This is a genomic window from Candidatus Cloacimonadaceae bacterium, from assembly GCA_030693415.1.
Classification (GTDB): domain Bacteria; phylum Cloacimonadota; class Cloacimonadia; order Cloacimonadales; family Cloacimonadaceae; genus JAUYAR01.
On the sequence record JAUYAR010000148.1, the window covers coordinates 25,251 to 48,979 of the forward strand.

At 46.6% G+C, this 23,729-nt stretch carries 21 protein-coding genes and 1 pseudogene; 12 read left to right on the forward strand and 10 right to left on the reverse strand.

Going from position 1 to position 23,729, the window contains the following annotated elements:
- Positions 1–9 precede the first annotated feature (9 nt).
- The 3 genes from Q8M98_08870 to Q8M98_08880 form a co-directional block, all read right to left on the reverse strand.
- Positions 10–258: a PqqD family protein gene (locus tag Q8M98_08870; protein MDP3114876.1), complete on the reverse strand. Its 249-nt coding sequence runs from the start codon at positions 256–258 to the stop codon at positions 10–12.
- 136 nt (positions 259–394) lie between these two features.
- The gene (hydE, locus tag Q8M98_08875; GenBank protein ID MDP3114877.1) at positions 395–1,438 is read right to left on the reverse strand and encodes a [FeFe] hydrogenase H-cluster radical SAM maturase HydE; all 1,044 of its coding nucleotides are present in this window, start codon (positions 1,436–1,438) and stop codon (positions 395–397) included.
- Entirely contained in the window at positions 1,435–2,310 is an 876-nt protein-coding gene (locus tag Q8M98_08880; GenBank protein ID MDP3114878.1) for a tetratricopeptide repeat protein, read from the reverse strand. The genes hydE and Q8M98_08880 overlap by 4 nt, the downstream gene beginning before the upstream one ends.
- Positions 2,311–2,552: 242 nt before the next feature.
- Here Q8M98_08880 and Q8M98_08885 point away from each other — a divergent pair, with 242 nt between their 5' ends.
- The 4 genes from Q8M98_08885 to hcp are packed head-to-tail and all read left to right on the forward strand — an operon-like array spanning position 2,553 to position 5,949.
- Entirely contained in the window at positions 2,553–3,140 is a 588-nt protein-coding gene (locus tag Q8M98_08885; protein MDP3114879.1) for a TetR/AcrR family transcriptional regulator, read from the forward strand.
- Entirely contained in the window at positions 3,137–3,952 is an 816-nt protein-coding gene (locus Q8M98_08890) for a 4Fe-4S binding protein (protein ID MDP3114880.1), read from the forward strand. The genes Q8M98_08885 and Q8M98_08890 overlap by 4 nt, the downstream gene beginning before the upstream one ends.
- Positions 3,953–3,962: 10 nt before the next feature.
- The gene (locus tag Q8M98_08895) at positions 3,963–4,280 is read left to right on the forward strand and encodes a cupin domain-containing protein (GenBank protein ID MDP3114881.1); all 318 of its coding nucleotides are present in this window, start codon (positions 3,963–3,965) and stop codon (positions 4,278–4,280) included.
- Positions 4,281–4,296: 16 nt separating this feature from the next.
- Positions 4,297–5,949 (forward strand): hydroxylamine reductase, encoded by a 1,653-nt coding sequence (hcp, locus tag Q8M98_08900; GenBank protein MDP3114882.1) that lies wholly within the window; start codon positions 4,297–4,299, stop codon positions 5,947–5,949.
- A gap of 320 nt (positions 5,950–6,269) precedes the next feature.
- Here the strand turns inward: hcp and Q8M98_08905 are convergent, their stop codons facing one another.
- The 4 genes from Q8M98_08905 to Q8M98_08920 form a co-directional block, all read right to left on the reverse strand.
- Positions 6,270–6,908 carry an OmpA family protein gene (locus tag Q8M98_08905; protein MDP3114883.1) on the reverse strand — a complete coding sequence of 213 codons (639 nt, stop codon included), beginning with the start codon at positions 6,906–6,908 and terminating at the stop codon, positions 6,270–6,272.
- The gene (locus Q8M98_08910; protein MDP3114884.1) at positions 6,878–7,486 is read right to left on the reverse strand and encodes a hypothetical protein; all 609 of its coding nucleotides are present in this window, start codon (positions 7,484–7,486) and stop codon (positions 6,878–6,880) included. The genes Q8M98_08905 and Q8M98_08910 overlap by 31 nt, the downstream gene beginning before the upstream one ends.
- Positions 7,487–7,763: 277 nt before the next feature.
- On the reverse strand, positions 7,764–9,971 hold the full coding sequence (locus Q8M98_08915; protein MDP3114885.1) for a chitobiase/beta-hexosaminidase C-terminal domain-containing protein: 2,208 nt from the start codon (positions 9,969–9,971) through the stop codon (positions 7,764–7,766).
- 16 nt (positions 9,972–9,987) lie between these two features.
- Entirely contained in the window at positions 9,988–11,454 is a 1,467-nt protein-coding gene (locus Q8M98_08920) for a hypothetical protein (protein MDP3114886.1), read from the reverse strand.
- Positions 11,455–12,298: 844 nt separating this feature from the next.
- On the opposite strand from Q8M98_08920, the gene Q8M98_08925 reads away from it, so the two are divergent.
- Genes Q8M98_08925 through Q8M98_08960 form a run of 8 tightly spaced genes read left to right on the forward strand, consistent with a single transcriptional unit; the run spans position 12,299 to position 22,199 of the window.
- Positions 12,299–14,317, forward strand: a complete 2,019-nt coding sequence (locus tag Q8M98_08925; GenBank protein MDP3114887.1) for a urocanate hydratase — start codon at positions 12,299–12,301, stop codon at positions 14,315–14,317.
- A gap of 17 nt (positions 14,318–14,334) precedes the next feature.
- Positions 14,335–15,696 carry a UTP--glucose-1-phosphate uridylyltransferase gene (locus Q8M98_08930; GenBank protein ID MDP3114888.1) on the forward strand — a complete coding sequence of 454 codons (1,362 nt, stop codon included), beginning with the start codon at positions 14,335–14,337 and terminating at the stop codon, positions 15,694–15,696.
- A gap of 22 nt (positions 15,697–15,718) precedes the next feature.
- Positions 15,719–17,017, forward strand: a complete 1,299-nt coding sequence (locus Q8M98_08935; protein MDP3114889.1) for an MlaD family protein — start codon at positions 15,719–15,721, stop codon at positions 17,015–17,017.
- Positions 17,018–17,028: 11 nt separating this feature from the next.
- Positions 17,029–19,203, forward strand: coding sequence for an ABC-type transport auxiliary lipoprotein family protein (locus tag Q8M98_08940; GenBank protein MDP3114890.1), 2,175 nt, complete (start codon positions 17,029–17,031; stop codon positions 19,201–19,203).
- A 4-nt stretch (positions 19,204–19,207) separates the two neighbouring features.
- Entirely contained in the window at positions 19,208–20,287 is a 1,080-nt protein-coding gene (locus Q8M98_08945) for an MlaE family lipid ABC transporter permease subunit (protein ID MDP3114891.1), read from the forward strand.
- The gene (locus Q8M98_08950; GenBank protein ID MDP3114892.1) at positions 20,284–21,042 is read left to right on the forward strand and encodes an ATP-binding cassette domain-containing protein; all 759 of its coding nucleotides are present in this window, start codon (positions 20,284–20,286) and stop codon (positions 21,040–21,042) included. The genes Q8M98_08945 and Q8M98_08950 overlap by 4 nt, the downstream gene beginning before the upstream one ends.
- On the forward strand, positions 21,032–21,541 hold the full coding sequence (locus Q8M98_08955; protein ID MDP3114893.1) for a dihydrofolate reductase: 510 nt from the start codon (positions 21,032–21,034) through the stop codon (positions 21,539–21,541). The genes Q8M98_08950 and Q8M98_08955 overlap by 11 nt, the downstream gene beginning before the upstream one ends.
- Positions 21,542–21,554: 13 nt before the next feature.
- Positions 21,555–22,199, forward strand: coding sequence for a GPP34 family phosphoprotein (locus Q8M98_08960; GenBank protein ID MDP3114894.1), 645 nt, complete (start codon positions 21,555–21,557; stop codon positions 22,197–22,199).
- Between the two features lie 98 nt (positions 22,200–22,297).
- Here Q8M98_08960 and Q8M98_08965 read toward each other — a convergent pair whose 3' ends face one another.
- The 3 genes and pseudogenes from Q8M98_08965 to Q8M98_08975 all read right to left on the reverse strand — a co-directional run bounded on the left by Q8M98_08965 (position 22,298) and on the right by Q8M98_08975 (position 23,681).
- A complete protein-coding gene (locus tag Q8M98_08965) occupies positions 22,298–22,708 on the reverse strand; it encodes a pyridoxamine 5'-phosphate oxidase family protein (GenBank protein ID MDP3114895.1) in 411 nt (136 codons plus the stop codon).
- Between the two features lie 176 nt (positions 22,709–22,884).
- A complete protein-coding gene (locus tag Q8M98_08970) occupies positions 22,885–23,115 on the reverse strand; it encodes a NifU family protein (GenBank protein MDP3114896.1) in 231 nt (76 codons plus the stop codon).
- A gap of 83 nt (positions 23,116–23,198) precedes the next feature.
- Positions 23,199–23,681: pseudogene (locus Q8M98_08975) on the reverse strand (DUF3332 family protein).
- Positions 23,682–23,729 lie beyond the last annotated feature (48 nt).

Here is a 23,729-nt window from a genome sequence, read left to right on the forward strand (position 1 = left end):
CGCAGCGCCCTAAAAATCGATCAGATCGAGGGATTCGAGCATCAGGACATAGTGTTCGAAATCGCTGTTGAAATGATCTTCGCTGATTTCATACTCATCAAGGATCTTTGTTCTTATCTCACTTTTCCCCAATCCCTGGCTGAGGTATTTCAATATCTTGAGCCCGGTCTCGTTGACCGTGTAGCTGCTGCCGCTTCCGGGATCGAATACAAAGCCATTGTCGTTCATTGCAAGGTCTTTTAGTTTGTCGGTATTCATCTGAAACCTCTTTTTGCATCACATATATTTTGGCTAAAATCTATACATTGGGAAACGGAATATACTGCACGATTTAACCGTTCTTCTCAATACAGCAAAAGATAAGCCAACCTACAGGAATGTTTGTATTTTTGCCTTATTTGTTGCGGATGAAGTGTTTGGAATCGCCCCACTGATTATATCCGACAGTCTCGCCGATGCTGTGAATGCGGTTTTCGAGGCAACATCTGCACTGGGTTGCGTTTTCGTCCATGCAGGGTTTTCCATCATAGAGTTGATAGCCTTCGCGGTATTTGGTATCCGTGAGATTGGGCATGATGATGTTTGCCCCGGCGAGCAGCCCCAGCTCCCTGCCGGTGGGCATCAAAGCCTGTAAAGCGGTGGTGGACGCGATATTGACGTCTTTGAGAGCGATGCGGCAGACGGCGATCATTTTCAGGGCGTTTTGAAGAGCTTTGTCCTGATCGTATTGTTCCGAAAGATGTCCCAACGGTGTGTCATGATGAGGAATGAAGGGTCCCATGCCCAGCATGTCGATATCCTCATCATAGAAGAAAAGAATATCGTCGGCAAGGTCTTCCACCGTCTGTCCCGGCAAGCCGATCATCACTCCCGTGCCTACTTGATAACCGACTTTTTTGAGAACACGGAGACAATTCACCCGATGCTCAAAAGAATGATCCGCCGGGTGGAGGGTCTTGTATAACACCGGATTACTGGTTTCGATCCTCAACAGATAGCGGTGTGCCCCGGCATCAAACCATCTCTGATAAACCTCTTCGCTCTGTTCGCCAAGGGAAAGCGTGATTCCCAATTCTGAATTGGATAGCTCTTTAATGGAAGACACAAGTTCGGTGATAAAATCCGTGTACCATCTGTCCTCACGTTCGCCGGATTGGATGACGATGGAACCATAGCCCTGTTCCCAACACCACTTTGCCTCGGCAAGGACTTCCTCTTTATCAATGAGATAACGTTCCACTTTGTCGTTGCCGGCACGGATTCCGCAATAATAGCAGTCTTTGGCGCAGATGTTGCTCAGCTCGATCAAGCCTCTATAATAGACGTTCGTGCCGATGTTTTCTTTCTTGATTTCATAGGCGCGGCGATACAAAGCATTGATCTCTTCGGGGTCTGTGATGTTCAGAAGCCTGATCAGTTCATCGCGATCGGGTCTCATTTGCTCACTCTTTTTGCCCAATCGGTATGCAGGGTTTCAGCCTTATTCAATTGCTCCGCGGTGAGTTTTATCGCCAGTTCGTCACGATGTTTCTCAAAGAGCGCCAGATCTTCAGTATTGCAATTATGAGCAGCAAGGCGAAAGAGAGCGTATGCTTGCACGACGTCTTTGGAAACGCCATGTCCAAGATTGTAGCAAACTCCGAGGTTGTGTGCAGCGGATAAATTACCTTGTTCGGCTGCCATTCGATACCATTTCACAGCTTCCGAGAGGTTCTTTTTCACGCCCTCGCCATTGTATAAACTGTCTCCCAGATAGAGCTGCGCCATTGCGTGTCCCTGTTGTGCAGCTTTTTGATACCATTTGACTGCTTCGCTTTGATTCACTTTTGTACCGGATCCCCAATAATAGCAATTGGCAAGGCAAAACTGCCCCTCGGGATTACCCAGGGTGGCGGCTCGGGAATACCATTGAAACGCTTCTTGCTCATTCACAGGGATCCCGTCTCCGGTATTCAGACAATTTGCCAGGTTGAGCTGCGCTTCAATATGATCTTGTCCCGCTGCGAGGCGATACCAATGCGCTGCTTCCGCGCGATTGAGGGTGATTCCCAAACCGTAGAATGCGCAAACGCCAAGGAAAAATTGTGCCTCAGGACTACCGTTGGCTGCCGCCTGACGATACCACTTCAGCGCTTCGGATCCATCCTGCAACACACCGTTGCCGTTGCTGTAATTTTGCGCCATCAGAAACTGTGCCAAACTGTCCCCCTGTTTGGCACGATTCAGCAGGTCGATCAGCTCTTTGGGGTTGGCGCGCAATACCGGGATAAAGCACACCCCGACTATTAGTAGTATATGCAATTTATTCACTTAGGAACTACCTCATTAAAATTTATTGTCTATGCCGCCAATCTTTTGAAACTGCATAAGTTGTCAAACTATTTTTCAGGATTTTTTTCACAACCCTTAAGTAGCTGCATCACAGTATATTGAACTTCGTGTATGGCGAATTGAACGGCATTCATGAGTACCCGACATGAATTATTTTCTTGCCAAAATAGCGCCCCTGATTAGATTGGTTAGTGAATGCTTACTTACACAAGGAACGAATGATGGAAGTTACTAAAAGACAAATGGATATCGTTGAGGCAGCGATCTCGATCATTGCCAATCAAGGATACCGTGAACTCACTACCAAGAATCTGGCGCAGCATATCGGCGTCACCGAAGCAGCGCTATATCGTCATTTTGTGAGCAAAAACGCATTGATCAGCAAGATCCTTGATTATTTCGAGCAGGTTTCCCAAGATGTCATCCAGAAGATCAACCGATCGCAGGCAAGCCCTTATGAGCGGGTGCGGATGTTTGTCATGAACCGGTTTCAGCTATTCATTTCAGACCGCGATCTCGCCAAGGTGATGTTTTCCGAAGAGCTTTTCAAAAGCAATCCCACCCACGCGGAGCACATGCAAAAGATCATGCACATTCACCGCAGCGAAGTAATGGGATTTTTGATCGAAGCGCAAATCAAAGGCGAGGTCGATCCCGCTCTCGATCCTCAACAGATATTCCGCATCATAGTCGGCGCCATGCGCTTGACGATCACTCAATGGAATCTTTCCAATTATGCTTTCGACCTCATGGAAGAGGGCGATAAACTGATGAATACAATAAAACACATGATAGAGGTAAGAAAATGAAAAGACAGATCATCAAGATCGACGAAGACAAGTGCAACGGCTGTGGAAACTGCATCACCGGTTGTCACGAAGGCGCCATCCAATTGATCGACGGCAAAGCCAGACTGATTAGCGACCTGTTTTGTGACGGCTTGGGAGCGTGCATCGGAACCTGTCCTGTGGACGCCATCACCATCGAAGAACGGGAAGCGGAGCCTTATAGCGAAGCCCTCGTGATGCAGCACATCATTCCACAAGGGGAAAACACCATCAAAGCCCATCTGAAACACATGAAAGATCACGGTGAAATGGGCTTTTACAACGAGGCTATACTGATCCTCAAAGACAAAGGCATGGACATCGAAGCCCTCAGCAAGGAAGAAACCATGGCTTGCGGTTGCTCAGGAGACCATGCCAAAAGCATCGAAAAGAAATGTGCAAATAGCGATCCGGCAGGCTCGGTGGATTCCGAATTGCGTCAGTGGCCTGTGCAGCTTCATCTGCTCAATCCCGCTGCGAACTACTTTGAAAACGCGGATCTTTTGATCTCCGCAGACTGCGTTCCCTACGCCTATGGCGATTTTCACCGCAGATTCCTCAAAGGCAGGATCGTCATCACCTTCTGTCCCAAGCTTGATAAAGACATCGAACGCTATGTGGACAAACTGGCACAGATATTCACCCTTCACAAGATCAAATCCGTCACCATTGTCCGCATGGAAGTTCCCTGCTGCGGTGGCACAGAGATCATTCTCCAAAAAGCTCTTGAAAAAGCGGGTAAAATGCACTTTGTCAAAATCAACGTCGTTTCCGTCGATGGAAACATCATCTAAGGGAGATACCATGAACAGTAATATATGGAATAAAGCCGTTATCGTGCTGGATAAAAACGGCATGCACGGCACCAAAATCTACAGCGCGCCCGAGGGTGAGATCATCCACTTGATGCTTGAACCAGGAGCTCATCTCAGCGCACATATCACTCCCGTAAACGTAGTTTTCTACGTGCTGGAAGGCAGTGCCACGCTCACGATCGGAGACGAGGTCAAAACCTTTGAAAAAGACGCTCTCGTCGAGAGCCCCAAGGACATTCCCCATGCCGTCACCAACGACGCGGACACCGTTCTGCGCCTGCTTGTCATCAAAATACCAAAACCATAAAATAAGGAGAAAACCCATGAGCATGTTCTGTTATCAATGTCAGGAAACTTCCCGTAACCTCGGCTGCACAATGCGCGGAGTTTGCGGAAAGCCAGACACCCTTTGTCACTATATGGATCTCTTGATCCACACACTGAAAGGCTTGGCACACGTTTCTGCCGGTCTGCTGAAAAAAGGCGTCTATCATTCCGAAGATTCCCTTTTCGTGATGCAATCCCTCTTCATTACCATCACTAACGCAAACTGGGACGAAGCACACATCATTGCCGCCATCACCAAAGCCATCGAATTGCGGGACAAACGCAAGGACGAGCTTTGCGAAATCCTCGGCGGAGATTGCGAAACCTGTCCCGATGCCGTCACTTTCAAGGTCAAACCTGAAGATTATCAGACTTTTGGTCAGAAGGTCGGCGTCCTCGCCACCGAAAACGAAGACGTCCGTTCACTGCGTGAGACCATTATCTATGGCGTCAAAGGCATCTCCGCCTATGGCGATCATGCCGCTATGCTCGGTTATTTTGACGACGACGTCAACCAATTTGTCATGGAAGGCATTGCCGCAACGATCAACGATTCGTTGTCCGCGGACGACCTTGTCGCTCTGGTGCTCAAAACCGGTGAGTATGCCGTCAAAGTGATGGCTCTGCTGGACAAAGCCAACACCGAAACCTACGGTCATCCGGAGCCCACCAAAGTCTTTCTCGGAATCGGCAAAAACCCCGGGATCATCGTCAGCGGACACGATCTCAAAGATTTTGAAGAGCTGCTGGAACAGACCAAAGACCAGGGCGTGGACATCTATACCCACAGCGAAATGCTGCCCGCCCACTACTATCCCGCTTTCAAGAAATATCCGCATCTGATCGGAAACTATGGCTCCTCATGGTGGCATCAGCTCGAGGATTTTGAGAATTTCAACGGCGCCATTCTGATGACCACAAACTGCATTGTTCCCCTGCGGGAAAAGAACACCTATCTGCCCCGGTTCTTCACCACCGGCATGACCGGATATCCCGGTGCCAAACACATTCCCGATCGCAAACCCGGCGGGAAAAAAGACTTCTCAGAACTGATTGCCGCTGCCAAAGCATGCCTTCCTCCCAAGGAACTTGAAACCGGATATATCACCGGCGGATTCGCGCATCACACAGTATTGTCATTGGCGGACAAGATCGTGGACGCAGTCAAAAGCGGAGCGATAAAACAATTCGTCGTGATGGCAGGATGCGACGGACGCATGCCCAGCCGCAAAATCTTCACCGAGATCGCGCAAAAACTTCCCCAAGACACAGTCATTTTGACCGCAGGCTGTGCCAAATACCGCTATAACAAACTCGATCTTGGCGATATCGGTGGCATCCCGAGAGTGCTGGACGCCGGTCAATGCAACGATTCCTATTCCCTTGCCGTGATCGCTCTTAAACTCAAAGAAGCCTTTGGCTTGGACGACGTGAACAAACTTCCGCTTTCCTTCGCCCTCGGCTGGTATGAACAAAAAGCCGTGGCTGTGCTTCTGGCACTGCTTTTCCTCGGATTCAGGAACATCAAGGTCGGACCCACCGTCCCCGGATTCCTCTCCCCAAACGTCGCCAAAGTGATCATCGATACCTTTGGCTTGCAAGTCACAAGCAATGCCGATGATGACGTAGCTGCCATCATTGGCGCCTGATAGTACCCAAGCAAACTAATAAACGGGTGAACAGGTGATGCTGCACCCGTTTTTGTTGTGATGGACGTTGGACACAGTTTCCACAGAGATGATATGTATATTCATATAGGTATTGAAATTACGATCATGACATATCAATGGGATCCGTATGACAAGATATTCCTGACAGCGCCATTGGAACAGTCCTGATGCACCGATCAAAATGGATTCATGCTCAGTAATGCCGTAAATTATCCATAGAGGTCAAAAAATTGATCAATTATCGGGAAATCCAGCGTTCACACCGCATGGATTCCACTCGGTGCTTATTGTAATCAAATCTATTTCAGCACTTTTTTAGAAGTGTCAATAAAGATTGGCATAATACGAATTCCAACCCTCCTGTTATCCTCACAACGTTTCTCTTGAACAGTTTTAATCTTTAATCTCGATTCGCCATAAGCAGCGGGAATCAGTTCTATCTCCTTCCCTTTAGGCATGTTTGAATACTTTGTGATGGCATCAATAACACTTAATGATCTTTTTAAGGACAGGTCATAGTTATATTCTGGACTTCCCATTGTGTCCGTGTGACCCTCAATAACAATAGTATAACGCGTATGTCGGTCGTTTTTCGACATGTAATCATCAAGGCTTTTTCCTAACTTTTTTGCAAATGTATTACCTTGCTCTTTTATGTCATGTTTCCCAAAGTCAAACAACAACGATTCAGGTATCTCAAGTCGATGTGATGCGTTATCCCAAACGAGATCAAGGGAATTGGTTATCGCCTTAAGATCATCAATGTCCTTTTGAACTGCCTCAGATGTCTTGCGAACACTCGTATAATAGATAGCAAACAGGATCAGAAAAATGAAGAAGAGAGACGCGAATATATCCACAAAACTTGGCCAATAGTTTAATTCGCTTCTATTGTCGGAGTCCATGATTACTTCCCTTTCCCGGTAATCTTTTCCCATACGGTTCGGTGTTTTATATTTTGCTCGATCTTTTTTGATATCTCTGTCAATTTCCAAACGAGGTCATTCAAGTTCCTAAGCAACCCTTGATTGCGATCTGCCAGTGTTTTCAATTCCCTCAGTGTATCAGGATCGTAGTAATAGAGATCTACCTTGGTCTCTCCACGTTGGATACCCTCAAACAGAGACCTTAAATCCCGATCATAGTCGGTAAAGCTTGTTGTCATTATGTTATGGAAATTTTGCGAGTTCTCAATGAAGGAACGCAGTAAATCGTTCATATCATTTGTAAATCTGCTCAAAACATTTGGTATATCTGCAACCTGCTCACTCACGGCGATGGGATCGAGATTGTATTGCTCCGGTTTCTTGGCTTCGATATAGCCGGTGATGTGAGCCTTGCCATCCCAGATCCGAAAATCCGGATTTCCGGCTTCGGTAGTCTTGGGCAGGATGCCCACTTCGCATTTGCTGATCATCTTTTGCCCGGCATAGGCATCGATCATGTCCTTCAGACAGTGATAGAAAGATTCTTCCCTGCCGTCACCACGGTTGATGATCTTCTGCAGATCACTCATGTATGTATCCAGTATCTGTTTCCTCAATTTGCTACCCCATCGTTGCTAAATATCCATGAGAGGCAAGCTCCCATGAGAGGGATATTCAGTCAACGTTTTTTTGTGAGGGGTAGGTGTGTTTTGTTCGGGGTGTATCTAACAATAAGTCACCAGAGGATTAGTCCGTCAGGACGGTACTATAATAGCACGGGGTGGAGCGAATGCGGAACCCCGTGACATTAATCCCCACTACCTCTTGAGTCCGGTAGGACGGCACAAACGGGTAGAGCATCCTTGCTTATGGGAAGCTTATGTTGTCAATCCAAGCACAATCACTACCGGAATTTACTGTATCATCCTTCATATATGTCCACTTGAATATCCTGGTTCCAGCTGATACAGAATATGTAACAGATGACCAATAAACTTCGCCGGACCATCTGGCTTTCTCAACTCCGTCAATGTAAAAAATAAGATAATCATAACTCAATTCAGATGATACTTTTCGGTAGAAAGTTATATTGCCGGAAGAACAGCTCTTCGATATCTGGATTGATGTTATGCCATTATGGAGAATAGCTCCCGATTTCGCAGAATAAATGCCAGCATAAACATTCGATCCGGTTATAATTGACCATGGATTAGCCGATGAGTTATTCCAAGGTAGTGCACTGAAGCTTCCGCTTTCGAAACCCTCAAAACTGAATTGACTTATAGTGTATATTGATGAAGAAACCGGGCTATCAGTCCACCCAGTCTTGAAAGCTTTTGCTTTAAGCGTAGTCGTAACTGAAATAGTGATTGGTGATGAATATAACGCTGATGAGGAAGTGGGGTCACTGCCGTTGGTAGTATATCGTATTGAAGAGCCACTTGTCGCACAGCTGATTGACACATATTGTGTCGAACTATATGTTCCTCCAACCGGGCTAAACGTTGGTGTTGCCACTTGACTACTTGAGTTAATTGTATAGTATGCAGAATTGATGGCACTTTCAATCCAGCCAGTCATGAAAGCCTTAGCTTTAAGCGTAGTCGTAACTGAAATAGTGAATGGCGAAGAATATAACGCTGATGAGGAAGTGGGGTCACTGCCGTTGGTAGTATATCGTATTGAAGAGCCACTTGTCACACAGCTGATTGACACATATTGTGTCGAGCTATATGTTCCCCCAACCGGGCTAAACGTTGGTGTTGCGACTCTCAGATTGTAAACAGCTGAACCTACAGGACTATCAGTCCACCCAGTCTTGAAAGCTTTTGCTTTAAGCGTAGTCGTAACTGAAACATTGATAGGTGAAGAATACAATGCTGATGAGGAAGTGGGGTCACTGCCGTTGGTAGTATATCGTATTGAAGAGCCACTTGTCACACAGCTGATTGACACTGATTGCGTAAAATTATATGTCCCTCCAACCGGGCTAAACGTTGGTGTTGCTACAGTCAGGTTATAAACTGCTGAACCAACAGAGCTATCCGGCATGCCTGCTTTAAAAGCCTTAGCTTTAATCGTAGTTGTAACTGAGACAGCGATTGGTGTAGTATACAATGCTGATGATGAGTTGGGATCACTGCCGTTGGTAGTATAACGTATTGAAGAGCCACTTGTCGCACAACTGATTGACACAGATTGCGTAGAATTATATGTCCCTCCAACCGGGCTAAACGTTGGTGTCGCGACTGGACTGCTTGAATTAATAGTATAGGTCGATATATTAATATTACTATCACTCCAAGCAGATTTATACGCTTTGGCCTTGAGGGTTGTAGTCGAGTTAACAATAACCGGAGATGAATAGATTGCTGAGTATGGTGATGGATCATCCCCGTTTAGTGTATAACGAATAGTTGCACCACTGATTGCACATCCAATCGATACTGATTGTGCTGATGTGTAGGTTCCGCCAATTGGATTAAACGAAGGCATTGGGAGTTTCAAGATATATGAAAATGTTGAAGTGCTACTCGATGTCCAGGATGAATAAAAGGCCTTAGCTTTTACTATAGTGCTAGCAGATACTTGAATTGGGGCAATATACATTGTGGCTTCTAAGGACGGCTCCTGACCATCTGTTGTATAACGGATCTGCGCATTATAAGTTGAGGATGATAGACTTACGCTCAAAGGGGTTGAGTAGGTTCCTCCAATGTATGACGCAGAAACTGGGGCAACAGCAAACTTATAGTCAGCAGTTACTACTTCACTGGGGAATTTATATTCTTCGTATGACCTGAGTTTGAGTAATGTGTTTTGGTTTATTTCAATCCACTGTGTATATAACATGGATGAAGGAGTTGGGATAGTTCCATCTATAGTGTAGTAAGTTTTCGTTGCATTGTTTGCCTGAGCTACGGATACAATTTGTTTGTTATAATATGTGCCACTGCCATTACTCAGCTGTGGAGCTCGAGTTATTTCTATGGTCCTGTCTTCACAGCTACCCAACGTGATAATAAAAACACATATTACCAGACCCATCAAGACATTACTGATTCTTAGTTTCATAATAAATCTCCTAGAGTTACTTGAGAAAGCCAAGGCTTGGAGTGTTAAGCCCCAGTGAAATAAACAGGTAATTTTTATCTAATGCAAAATTGCTAATTGGAAATGCGGAATTGTCCGTATATAAGGCATTATCACCATTTTGAAACCACCCGCCCTCACTGACAAATTGACTACGTAGCCCTACTGCTAAAAATACTCCTCGATCAAACCTTTTATATCCAGAAACAAAAGTACATGACACTTCTGTAAATACCTGGGTCCAGTCATCGAATCGATATTCATCAGGGTTTGAATAATACTCATATCGATTATTACTAACTATGTAACGATACAAGGGCTTTTGCCATGAAACACCAGTTTTGGCCTGAATACCGATTGATGATTTACGTGATAAAGCAGCTCCGGTAAGGCCAACATTTGCGCTAATCCAGTTAAACATAAATCCGTGAGAGTCAATGCCGTGAATACGAGTTTGTAAATACGATACATCCTCAAACACATTTATGCCCACTGATGCGTAAGACTGTGTTCTGGCATTTAGTGGTATCATGTATTTAATCTCGATTGCGGTGGCGGATAATGAGCTAGTTACCGTACCAGATCTCGTGCCGTAATATTGCCTATAATATACATTGTCGACTAGGGTGTAATGGAATCTGGAAAAATGAGTTTCGCTATCAGCATCAAAAGGATTCTCGTCAGTATTACTATCCGCAAACTTATTACTCCTTGTCGAAGATGCTATCACAGCCTCATCTTTCTTTAGTTTATCCTTGCTCTTTTCCTTCTCTTTCACAGTGATCTCATTTTTACTTTTTTTATCCTTTTTTTTGGATTCCCCGTCACGAGAATAGAGGCTTATTTGAATCTCCTCACTTCTTCCTGTTATTACAGCATCGACTAAACGAATTGATACTGGCATAGACGTGCATATGGACCTAACATCTGAGATCGATTCTTGCAATACTCCCACGGATTTTTGAACATTGGCAAGAACTTTGGGGATTTTGAGCACACTGAGCTTTTTTGCCTCAGATGGCAGCGAAGTTGAGTTACTAATGAGCTGTTGAATCTCTGAGCCTATATACTCAACATCCGTACTTAAATCCTGCATTTCTCGTTTGCATTCAGATAGGTGGCCTTGTAACACTTCAATATTATCCAAAGAGAGAATTGATATAAATCCTGATGTGTTAAGTGTTAAATTGCCCTCTGTTTTTGAATATCTTGCATAAGCACTGTCCGCAGCTGCGGAGTAAGACAATCCGCTAATGCACCGATTATAATCTTCCGGGTCATTCATGATCCACACCAAGTATGAGTTTACCCGATTGATCTTCTGTTTGATAGTAGAGACCCTTTCTCCAACACTCTCGACATTGCCAAAAAATTCATTAATCTTTTGATTCCCGGTGTCCTCCACTGCAAAACATACTCCAGAAAACAAAACAATTACCAAAGATAGCGCTGCAACTCTATGCATACCAACCTCCATTGAATCATTATTTGCATCTTATTTTTTCCCATCGATCTGCAAAGCAAGTTTGCAAACACAGTTATGATGCAGTTTAATACCATAAGTTTGGCTCCTTTTATTAACAACATGACCACTGGCACCTACAAATAAGTAGCGTAATATCCTGTCAAGAAAAAGTTATTTTTTGAGAATATATGAAAGTCGAGACTGTTCAAAACCCATCACCATTCTACGCTGCTTTATCCGAGCACTATGGAGACTCAGTGATCTTTAGTGTTGCCAATCATTATTGTCGCAGAAGCGCAGGATGCCGATCCTACGGAGGGAAAAACCTCTCAGAGAGAATTTACGCTTTCGTAGCAACGGGACACCTTCCCCCTTAGCATTACGGAATCAATACGGAGTCAATACGGACTAAGTCCGTATTGACTCCGTAATGCTCTCGGGGAAGAGAACCCTTTCACAGCGCCAACTTCAGGACATGAATATATCTTAAGCAGCTATGAATATATGACATTATATGATTATAAGTTCGGTCTATACACTCAGGCTCCGGCAGAATGATCAAGATCACAAAAACCATATACCGGCAGCAGCTTGATCCGACACGTGAAAAGATCGGAAAAACTGCGGTTTTAAGCGGGCGATGGAGGCACGAGCCACTTTTGTCTTGACAGGAAAGTGAAATTTCATTGTTGTTGACTTATGGAAAAGTAGCACTCGGTTATCGAAGCAGAAATGCTTAATATATCTAATAACCCGGTTTTTTGCGAAAGAAAAATCGAGAGCCCTGTGCCGATATTGACCAAGAGAAAATGTAAGTAAATAATACTAATATAAAGAGGTTGCAATGTCCAAGCAATCCCACTTGGCAAAAACGATCAAGCTGGATGATACCCTACCGCCCGACCCAGTTTTCGAAAGCGGTATCCGCCGCGCGCCTGATCGACGCTTGTCGCTCAGTGATGCTGAAACGGCTCTGGCAGTCAAGAACGCCTTGCGTTATGTTCCAAAACATCTGCATTCAACCCTTGCCCCCGAATTTCTATCAGAGCTGAAAACCATGGGCAGGATTTATGGGTACCGCTATCGTCCCTGTGGAAGGATCTCCGGCAAACCGATCGACGAATATAAAGGAATCATCTCCGCCCGCGCGATGCAGGTGATGATCGATAACAATCTGGATTTTGATATTGCGTTATACCCTTATGAACTTGTCACATACGGAGAAACAGGGCAGGTCTGTCAAAACTGGATGCAGTATCAGTTGATCAAGAAATACTTGGAAGTGATGACCGAGGAGCAAACCCTCGTGGTCCAGTCCGGTCATCCCTTGGGCTTGTTTCCCTCTTCCAAAAACGCTCCGCGGGTGATTTCCACAAACGGTCTCGTGATCGGAAAATGGGATAATCCGGAAGAATTCAAGCGTCTCACTGCATTAGGCGTGGCGAATTATGGACAAATGACAGCCGGCGGATGGATGTATATTGGTCCGCAAGGCATCGTGCACGGTACCTATATCACGCTTTTGAACGCCGGCAGAAAGTATCTCGGCATTCCAGCGGATAAGGATTTGAGCGGGATTCTATACATATCTTCAGGTCTTGGAGGGATGTCCGGAGCCCAACCCAAAGCAGTGGAGATCGCCGGTGGGATTGGGATCATCGCCGAAGTCGATTTCAGCAGGATCGAGACTCGTCACGCACAAGGTTGGGTGGGCAAGGTAGCATCCGATCTTAGGCAAATTTTCAATCTTGTTGACGAGTATCGCAAAACAAAAAAATCCCTTTCCATTGCCTATCACGGCAATATCGTCGATCTGCTTGAATATGTGGACAAACACGATATCAAGGTGGAGCTCGTTTCCGATCAAACGTCATGCCACGCTGTCTATGATGGTGGATACACTCCCGCCGGAACGAGTTTTGAACAAGGACGCGAGCTCATCGTCAGCGATCCCGAAAAGTTTAAACATCTTGTGGATGAATCGCTTATCCGTCACTATCGGGTGATCAAAAATCTCACCGAAAAAGGGGCAAGATTCTGGGATTATGGAAATAGTTTCATGGCTTCGGTTTTCGATGCCGGAGAACATCGCATCGCCAAAAACGGAATCAATACTTTCGATGGTTTCATCTGGCCTTCCTATGTGGAGGACATCATGGGACCGATGTGTTTTGATTTTGGTTATGGTCCTTTCCGTTGGGTCTGCCTTTCGCGTAAGGACGAAGATTTAAGGAAGACCGATCTTGCCGCGAAAGATCTAATCGATCCAAACCGCAATTCAATGGATCGGGACAACTATCATTGGATCAGCGGTGCAGAGGAGAATAAACTCGTCGTCGGAACCAAGGCTCGCATCCTGTATGCCGATGAAGCAGGCAGGATCCGCATTGCATTGAAATTTAACCGGATGATCCGCGAAGGAGCTATCGGGCCAGTGATGTTGGGACGTGATCATCACGATGTTTCTGGAACTGATTCCCCTTATCGTGAAACTGCCAATATCCGCGATGGGAGCAACGTCATGGCAGAAATGGCGACGCACTGCTTTGCCGGAAACGTAGCTCGCGGAATGAGCCTCGTGGTGCTTTCCAACGGAGGCGGAGTAGGAATCGGACGCAGCGTCAACGGTGGAAACGGAATCGTCCTCGATGGCAGTGAACACATGGACAATGTGATCAAAAGCGCTCTGTCCTGGGATGTCATGGGTGGTGTGGCAAGACGCAACTGGGCAAGAAATCCAAATGCAATGGAGACATCGTCAAAGTGGAACGAAACGCATGAAGACGAGGGGTTTATCACTATTCCGGCAGAGATCGATGAAGAGATGATCGACGCTCTGATGCAGAGTAAAAAATTGCAATAAAAGGAGACGAAGATCGCATGTTGAGTCACTTCATCAAACTAATGAAAAACGAAGGGATCGCGGATAGCGTGATCCGCACCTTCAGCGCTTATTATCAGGAATTGGAAAAAGGAGAGCGAGGCTTGGTGGGCAAGGACATGATCACTCCGCCATCGCCGCAAAATGTTGTCAACTATGACGATATCAGCGAACTCCGCAACCAGGGCATCCTCAAAAACATTGCCATGATCAAGCTCAATGGCGGGCTTGGAACGAGCATGGGTCTCAGCAAGGCAAAATCATTACTTCCCGTCAAAGGCAATATGACCTTTTTGGATATCATCGTTCGCCAGATATTGGCACTGAGAGCGAGAACTGGCTATGATATTCAGTTGCTATTTATGAATAGCTATTGCACCGAAAAGGACACTTTGGATTATTTGAAAAAATATCCTGACCTCACGCGCAGCGATCTGCCGCTCTCCTTTATGCAAAACAAGTTTCCCCGCATCCGGCAGGACGATCTCAAACCCTTTGAATCCAAGGACAAACAGCAAATGTGGAATCCGCCCGGACATGGAGACATCTATGCTGCTTTGTGCGTTTCCGGTCTTTTGGACAAACTCATAGACCGTGGCTATCGCTATGCTTTCGTCTCAAATTCGGATAACCTCGGTGCGACTATCGATACCGCCATACCGGCATTCATGGAAAAGCAGGGAATTCAATTTCTCATGGAAGTCTGCAAACGTAGCGAAACAGACAAAAAGGGCGGTCATCTTTGCGAGGACAAGCATAGCCAATTGATGCTGCGCGAGATCGCACAATGCCCTCCCGAAGAGATGGAAGACTTTCAAGATATTGAGCACTATAAGTATTTCAATACCAACAATCTGTGGATTGATCTAAAAGCCTTGCAATGGAATCTGATCGCCGGAGACGGGATCATGCTGTTGCCGCTTATCATCAATCCCAAAAACGTGGAAGACACTCCTGTCTATCAGCTCGAAACCGCGATGGGAGCGGCAATCGGCGCTTTTGGAAAGAGCATGGCGCTCTTGGTTCCAAGGCAGCGTTTTGCCCCGGTGAAGAAAAACACCGATCTCCTGGCAATCTGGTCTGATGTCTATGAACTCAACGACCAATATCAGATTCAGCTCCGGCGCGGTCTCTCATCGCCACCAAGCATTGATCTGGATGAAAACTTCTATGGCAGCATCGACCAGCTGTTGGAGCGTTTCAAGGACGGCGTGCCGAGTCTTATCGATTGCAAGTCCTTGAAACTTGAAGGAGATATCAGTTTTGGCGATGATGTGATTTGCGAAGGTAGGGTCAGCATCATCGCAGGAGAGAAGATTCATTTGAAGAGTCGTCTGCTCGCAGGTGATATCAGATATTAACTGTAAAAAACGGGATGGAAGTATGACATCAAAAACTGTAAAAATCAGGCTGGGGATATTCATCACGCTGGGATTGGCTTTGCTGGCGACCTTCTTTGCCGTCGTGGCAGGAAATCGGCTCATCCAAAAGCGGGATATCTATTACATCCAGTTTGAAAACTACTCCGTATCGGGTCTGCAGGTCGGCGGAACGGTCAATTATCAAGGGATCAAGGTTGGTCGCGTTGAGCAAATCAAGATCGATCCCAAGGACATCACCAAGATCATTATCACCATCAGCGTGGATCGCGGAACCCCGATCAAGTCTGATACCGAGGCAGTGCTCGTCGCTGTTGGTATCACGGGAATCAAAGCAGTCGAGATTCGAGGCGGCTCAAACGAAGCCAAGCTTATGAATCCTAAGACTTTTATCAAATCCGGCACTTCCATGTTTGACGACATCACGGACAAAGCAATGTCCATCGCGGAAAAGGTTGATGAGATCGCTGCCAATATCAGCAGCCTCACCGATGAAGAAAACCGCAAGAACATCGCCGCGATACTGAACCAAACCAGCTTGTTGTTGTATGACACCAGGACAAATCTTTCGTCCACGCTCGCCAGCCTGAATGAGATCGCACGCAACACAGCGGAAGTGACTGCCGGATTGGGAAACAATTTGGATAAATTGACCGATAATTTGACCAAAAACTTGGATAACCTCACAAACTCCACGACCGGAAGCATTGACGCCCTTTCCACAGCCACGATTGCCAATCTGAACACCGTGACTGTGAGCACCACCCGCAATCTGGATAGTCTTTCGGCAGTAACCCAAAAAAGCATCGAAGCTATGACGGCAAAACTGGGCAAGGAACTTGATCTGATCAGCCTGAACCTCAATAAATCGATCTCCGACATCAACACCCAAACCTCACTCCTGCTGACCGATACCAGATTTCATTTGAACAACATCGGATCGCACAGCGATGAGCTGATTCTTTCCACCACCAAGCAGATCACGGAAATCACCATGAATATCAACCGGTCTCTGGATCGGGTGCATCTGCTTTTCGCCTCGGGTGAATTTGAATCCCTGCTGCGCAATGTGAATGTGCTTTCCGTCCAGCTTGCCGATGCCAATGTCAAAGGGCTCGTGACCGAATTGGCGACAACGGTCAACCGGGTGGGATCGTTGATCGCAAACATGGACAGGACATTGGTGCGCAGCCGGTCAAATCTGTTGGAAACCATTGAATCTCTGCGGGACGCATCGGAGAATCTGAACGAATTCAGCCGTCAGATATCGGATCAACCCTCAGTCCTGATACGCGGAAACTAAGGGAGGCGGAAATGAAAAACGCCAGAATCATCTTTGCTCTTGCCACGATCATCGTGTCTGCTCTGTTGAGCGGATGTTTTGGAAAAGTGGAACGGGCTGCCACCAATTATTACGTCCTGGACTATAAAAAAGCCACCGAGAATCCCAGCCTGATCATGAAAGAACCTTTTCCAAAAACACTTGAGGTAATGGAAACGGATGTGAACCGCACTTATGCGCGCAACAATCTGGTGATTAAAGAGAATTTCTCCAAAATACGCTATTTGCCCAATGATGTATGGGCAAGCAGGCTCAGCGGCGCGGTTCCGGATTTGATCGTCCAAAGGTTGAGAGCGTATAACATCTTCTCACAGGTAGATCGCAGCACCGGGGACGCGGCGCCCAGCTACTACCTGGATACTGCTATCCATAGCCTGGAAAAAATCGAATCCAATCGACCCCGTGCCTATCTCAGAATCGAGTATTTCCTGCGGGATAGCGGCACCCAGGAATTGCTTTTAACGCACAAAGCGGAGCGATACAAAGATCTCTTCGACGAGAGCATGATCTTCCTGATCCAGTCCTACAACGAAATGATCATGCAGGAGACAGATATCTTTGCTGTCAAGGCAAGGATGTTTTTGGAGGGGAAACCAGTTTTGCCCATCAAGCCAAAAACTGAAATGAGCACACTGGAAGCAATCGTATCTGAATCCGACAGCCAAGCCGCTCTGCAAACATCGGACGGCGAGCTACTATTACAGCTCATTACCAAGTCACAATACGATGTCCGTTTTACCTACGAACAAATTGATGAAAACAGACGCCGCCTGTATAAATCGGAAGGCGAGTTTGGCAAGGAAGTCACGCTGCCGCCGGGACGTTATCGTATATTGGTGGGTGAAGACCAGGAGATTCCGATATACGTTGATGTCAAACCCCAGCTCCGCACCGTAGTGGAAAGTCAATGGGGCGAAATTGTAGTATTGATCATCGATGAACGTCGCACAAATGTCCGGCTTACCTATGACATCTGGAAAAAGACCGTCGATGGCGATGAGTATTATATGTATGGCTCATATACTTCACGGGGCGACGAGGATTTGGGGCAACCGGAAAAGGTCTGGTTGCTGCTACCGGGAACATATATGCTGAAACTTAGCGGGGGCTCATGGAACGATCTGAGGGATTTTGCCACAATTGATGTGAGAGTTGGAGAAAGTAAAGTTATCACCGTGGTGGTCAATCCCAGCGGCGAAAGAAACATGATGGTCGGCGCCGGCGATTTGGGATACAGCGAACTCCTCGGCAGTAGAACATCGATCCACAAAGGCGCTGTGCATGGGAATATCAGCGTTTCTTCAAACAACAACGTTGCGAAGAACGATCCGTCTTTCTCTGTCTCGCTCTCAGGACAGCTCGATAATTCCATCGATGCCGATTATGGCATTTTGCGCTATAATGCCAGAAGCATCTATGATATCGGAATGAATCTCAGCAACGACAGAAACCTGAGGATCAGCCCGGATAATTATTCCTTGAAAAACGTGGTGTTGCTCACTCCCTGGCACAAGAGCGATTACTTCCGCAATTTCTCCTTCTATGGCAGGGCGGACATGAGCACTCATTTCTTTGACGAGACACTATTTTTCCCTTCAAATAAAAACCTGATCATGATCGATGATCTGGGCGACACTCTGTCTATTCATACCGATCAAGACAGATTGAGAACCAAGATCGCCTTCTATCCGATGCGGCTCAAAGAAGGAACCGGGATCACCTATCGCCTGATCTTCAATCCCAAGGTCACTCTCAGCTTACGCACAGGATACGGATGGCAACAGGAAATCAACAATCGATCCCTTACCTTCAATAGAACCGGAAACAGTGCCGTGCCAGGCGATACGCTGATCTACGATACCTATAAAGAATATGTCGATCTTAGCAACCGGGGGATCGAAAGCACGCTGATCCTGTCCGCGCTGAATATCGGGAAGTTCTTTAGTATCAATTCCACCATTGATGTGCTGTTTCCAACCAAGATTGAGGATGGGAACGTGCAGTTCGAAAGCGAAAACCGCATGAACATTCGGCTCTACCGCAATATATCACTGGATATTAATGCAAACATCCAGTATGACGAATCCAAGAAGGATTGGATTGTATGGGACTACAGTTCATTTTTGAGGATGTCCCTATTCTATTGATTTTATGAATGTCCGCATCAGCAATCACACCCTCGTTCTCAGCGGTCATATTGGTCTGCACAATGTGGATCATCTGATCGCGGATGCAACAAAAGCGATCAAAACCGGACACCTGACCCAGCTTGATCTTTCAGGGATAGAGAGCATAGACAACGCGGGTGTGGCAGCGCTTGAGGAGATTATAGTTCTTCTGGAAGAAAAGCAGAAAATCGTGTTGATCTCCCCGCCCGGACCGGAAATAAGTGAGTTGATCGAAACATTCGCATCGGCGAAAGTGAAAGATGTGTTTCCGCCCGAGCCTATTTCATATTTTGAGCGAACCGGACAGGTGCTCCTGACGCGCTTTGATTCTTTCGTCAAGGCTTTGACTCTGGCTTCGGAGATATTCTATTGGTCGATCGTGGCTATATTTGACCGCAGAGCGCAACGCAAAGGCGTTTTCTTACAGCAGGGGACTCAGCTTGGCTTTGATGCACTGCCGATCGTGGCGCTGCTTTCTTTTATCATCGGTTTCATCCTCGCTCTGCAGTCGGCAGTACAATTACGCAATTTTGGCGCTAACATGTTTATCGCCGATCTTTTGGCGGTGACGATGGTCAGGGAGATGGGACCTATGATCACAGCGATCATTGTCGCTGGAAGAAGCGGGTCTTCGATTGCATCCGAAATCGCCACGATGAAAGTGACCGAGGAGCTTGACGCGCTCAAAATGATGGCGCTCAATCCGATTCGCTACGTCGTCGTACCCAAGTTTCATGCCATTACCGTAATGATGCCAATACTGGTGGCATTTTCCATTTTGGTGGGAGAAATGGGCGGAGCGGTCATCGCCATCAGCTATCTTGATCTGAGCCTTGAGACTTTTATGTCTCGCACCATTGATATCATCACTGCCAAAGACCTGATCGTAACATTTGCGAAAAGCACTGTGTTTGCCTGGTTGATCGTTATCATCGGCGCCCACTACGGATTTCAGGTTAGTGGTGGGGCAGAGGGCGTCGGCAAAGCGACTACCGCCTCCGTTGTCGTTTCCATATTTGCCGTCATCATCGCCGATGCTGTTTTTTCGCTGATATACTTATGAGCGAAATCAAAGAACAAGCAATCATCAAGGTTCGCGGGTTGGAAGCCAGATATGGCGAAACTGTCGTCCTCAAAGACATTAACCTGGATATCTTTGCCGGAGAGATCACTGTGATCCTTGGGGGCAGCGGATGCGGCAAAACCACGCTGCTCAAAAACATATTGAGACTTCAAGAACCATATAGAGGCAGCGTGAGTTTTTGGGATGAGGACATCCTCGCTCTCGAAGAAACGAAGTTTGCAGAGGTTCTGAAAAAGATCGGCATGCTGTTTCAAAACGGAGCATTATTAAATTCGATTTCGGTATTTGACAACATCGCGATTCCCTTGGAACAACACACCCGCCTGAGCCGCAGCCTGATCAGTCGTATCATACGAGTCAAATTGGGTTTGGTAGGAATGGAAGACGCGATCTTTCTTCTGCCCTCCGAACTTTCCGGCGGGATGAAAAAACGTGCTGCTCTTGCCCGTGCCATGGCATTGGACCCCAAGATCCTGTTTTGCGACGAACCTTCCGCCGGGCTCGATCCACTCACTTCCGCCAATCTGGACGAGCTGATCCTCAACTTGAAAAAGCAGCTTAAGATGAGTATCGTCGTTGTCACACACGAGCTTGCCTCGATCCATCGTATCGCCGATAAAATCGTCTTTCTTGATTCCGGCAAAATCGTCTTTCACGGCAGTCTGGAAGATGCCAAGCAAGCCAAAATCCCCGTAATCGACACTTTCTTCAATTCAGGTGAATATGAATGGTGAAGTGCCCGGCACGGTACCAAATCTCGCCATCATCGTGGCGATGGATCGCAATAGACTAATCGGAAGGGAAAACCACCTGCCCTGGCATATTCCTGAAGACCTTGCATATTTCAGAGCCAAAACTCTCAGCCACAACGTCTTGATGGGAAGGAATACCTGGCACTCGCTTGGAAAAGCCCTTGAGCGCAGAACAAATATCGTGCTTACGAGGGACACAGATTTCTACATGCCGGGCATAATAGTGTGCCACAGCATCGGCGAAGCAATATCCTTCTGCGCGGGAGACCGGACTTTCGTTATCGGCGGAGCAGGCATCTTCGCACAATTTATTCCGATCGTCGATAAAATGTACATTACAAGAATCGATGCAGAATTTGCCGGGGACTTGTATTTTCCACGATATGATGAGAAAGACTGGAAATTGTTATCTTATGATACCTTGCAGCCAGAATCCGGCTACAAGCTCAGCTTCAGCGAATATTCACGCGAACTAACTTGAAAGGAGATGAATCATGCTAAACTGCGCAGAAGAATTGATCCTAATCGCCATCGACGACGAAAGCGGCGATTTTCACCGTATGACCAGCCTCAATTTCAACCTCGCCTTGGTGGGAGCCCTGCTGGCTGATCTGGGACTCAAGGAACGTATCGACGTCTCCGAAAACTACCTCCACATCGTGGGGGAGGGGCATACCGGTGATCAGGTTCTGGACAACGTTTTGGATGTCCTCAAGGATTGCGAAACCCCCTGCGATACGGGCAAATTGATCAGATACCTCTTTAACACTATGGACAAGCTCAAGGAAAATCTACTTGCCAGCCTCGAGCAGAAAGGCATCGTTGCCTGCCGCGAAAGCAAATTCCTCTGGCTTTTTAACAAGCGGCGCTATCCCGTGATCGACAACCGCGAGGAAATCGAAGCCCTCACTCACATCCGCAAAGCGGTACTCACGGACGATCCCCCCGATCCGAAAGACCTGGCATTGATCGCCTTGATCGATATCTGCGATCTGATGGACAAGATATTTTCCAAAGAAGAACTTCACGCTCGTGCCGAACGCATAGAAATCCTAAGAAATCTTGATTATATCGGTCACGCCGTCCACAAGATCCTAAACGATGTGCAGATAATGATTGCCTCGGCTTTCGTCACCTGAACATGTCAATTTGACGCAGCACCGTAGCCTCACTGCCTCGAGTGATCAGCAGTCACGACAGTCGAGACGGCTGTCATTATGCTTTCGTGTGACGAAGGCTATTTCAGCATTTCAGTCTCGTACATCTCCCCCGGTTTCATCAGCCGGATTGAGTGAGGAACGAGCTCATACAACGCGTAACCTTCATCCGCAGCCTCCGGAAAATAATCATAGACGAAATCGGAGAAATCGGCGATAGTCTTTTTCAAAGCGAGGTCGGTAATCAGGACAGCTTTGGCGGAGATGCGAATATATCCTGAATTCTGCTCTTTCTTGATGTGCAAGAGAGCTTCACAAAGCGGGTTTGACGCAAGTTGGGCGGATTTGGCATCAGTGGTTCCCGTGGCGATCCAAAGCTTGTCCTCAAGGTGCATCAGCGTCATGGGACGTAGGCGGGGTTGACCATTATCACAAGTGGCAAGGTCGGCAGCCATCTTGTCTTTCAGGTATTCTTTGATTGATTCGAGCATTTGGTAAACTCCTTGTTTGTTGTGGTGAAACTGAGTGACATACCTATTTATTCATTCCAGCAGTCATTCCACCGAAGGCTAAAACGGAAATCCTCCCGTCCGCATTCTATTCATTATCAGCATCATACGATAGAACCACCTGAACCTTGTTCAGGCAGAAATAACGCGTAATTAAGTCATTTGACGGAGATCACTTCCTTGACTTCGGGGATTTCTTCTTTGATGATGCGTTCGATGCCGGCTTTGAGGGTCAGGGTCGCCATCGGACATCCTTTGCAGGCTCCGGTGAGGCGGACTTCGACCACGTTGTCTTCACGCACATTGACGAGTTCAACGTCGCCTCCGTCTGCTTGAATGGCGGGACGGATTTTATCCAGAACGGTCTCAATTTTTACTTTGTCGATCATCATGTCTGTTTCCTTTATCGTTTATAGAAAATAAAAAAGTAAGACGCGGTAGCACAATGCCACCGCGTCCATAAATACCAGCCTTATTTGGTAATATCGATGGTCATGGTGTTTCCAGATGGATAGATGAGGTTCATCTGGTTCCCTTCCACAGTGGCGATTTTGATATTACACTCGGCTGTCAGCATATACCAGGATTGATTGTCGGTATTGAATTTCAACTGAACTTTCTCGCCTGCGTTTTCACCGATGATTTCTTCCACTTCGATGGAGTTTTTCTCGATAGTGATTTTGAAAGTTTTACCATCGTTTTGCGCATACTTGACCACTTGTTCACCCGCCTTCATTGCCATGGGATTTGTGCCAGTCCAAAATTCGATCGTGTTCAGGACGATAAAATCAACGCTGGTTGCGGCACCGTAAACAGGCAGGAAAATTAGAATCCAAAAGACCACGTTGTTGATCTATTTGTCTCCAAGTGAACCATTCCACTCATACAGTTTGCGGGTTAGAGTGAAATTGCCATAGCATCCGAACATGCTTACCATCAGAAAGATGGATAGCATCGATAGAATGATCACAGTTCTGAACTTTTTCATAAGTTTCTCCTTGAT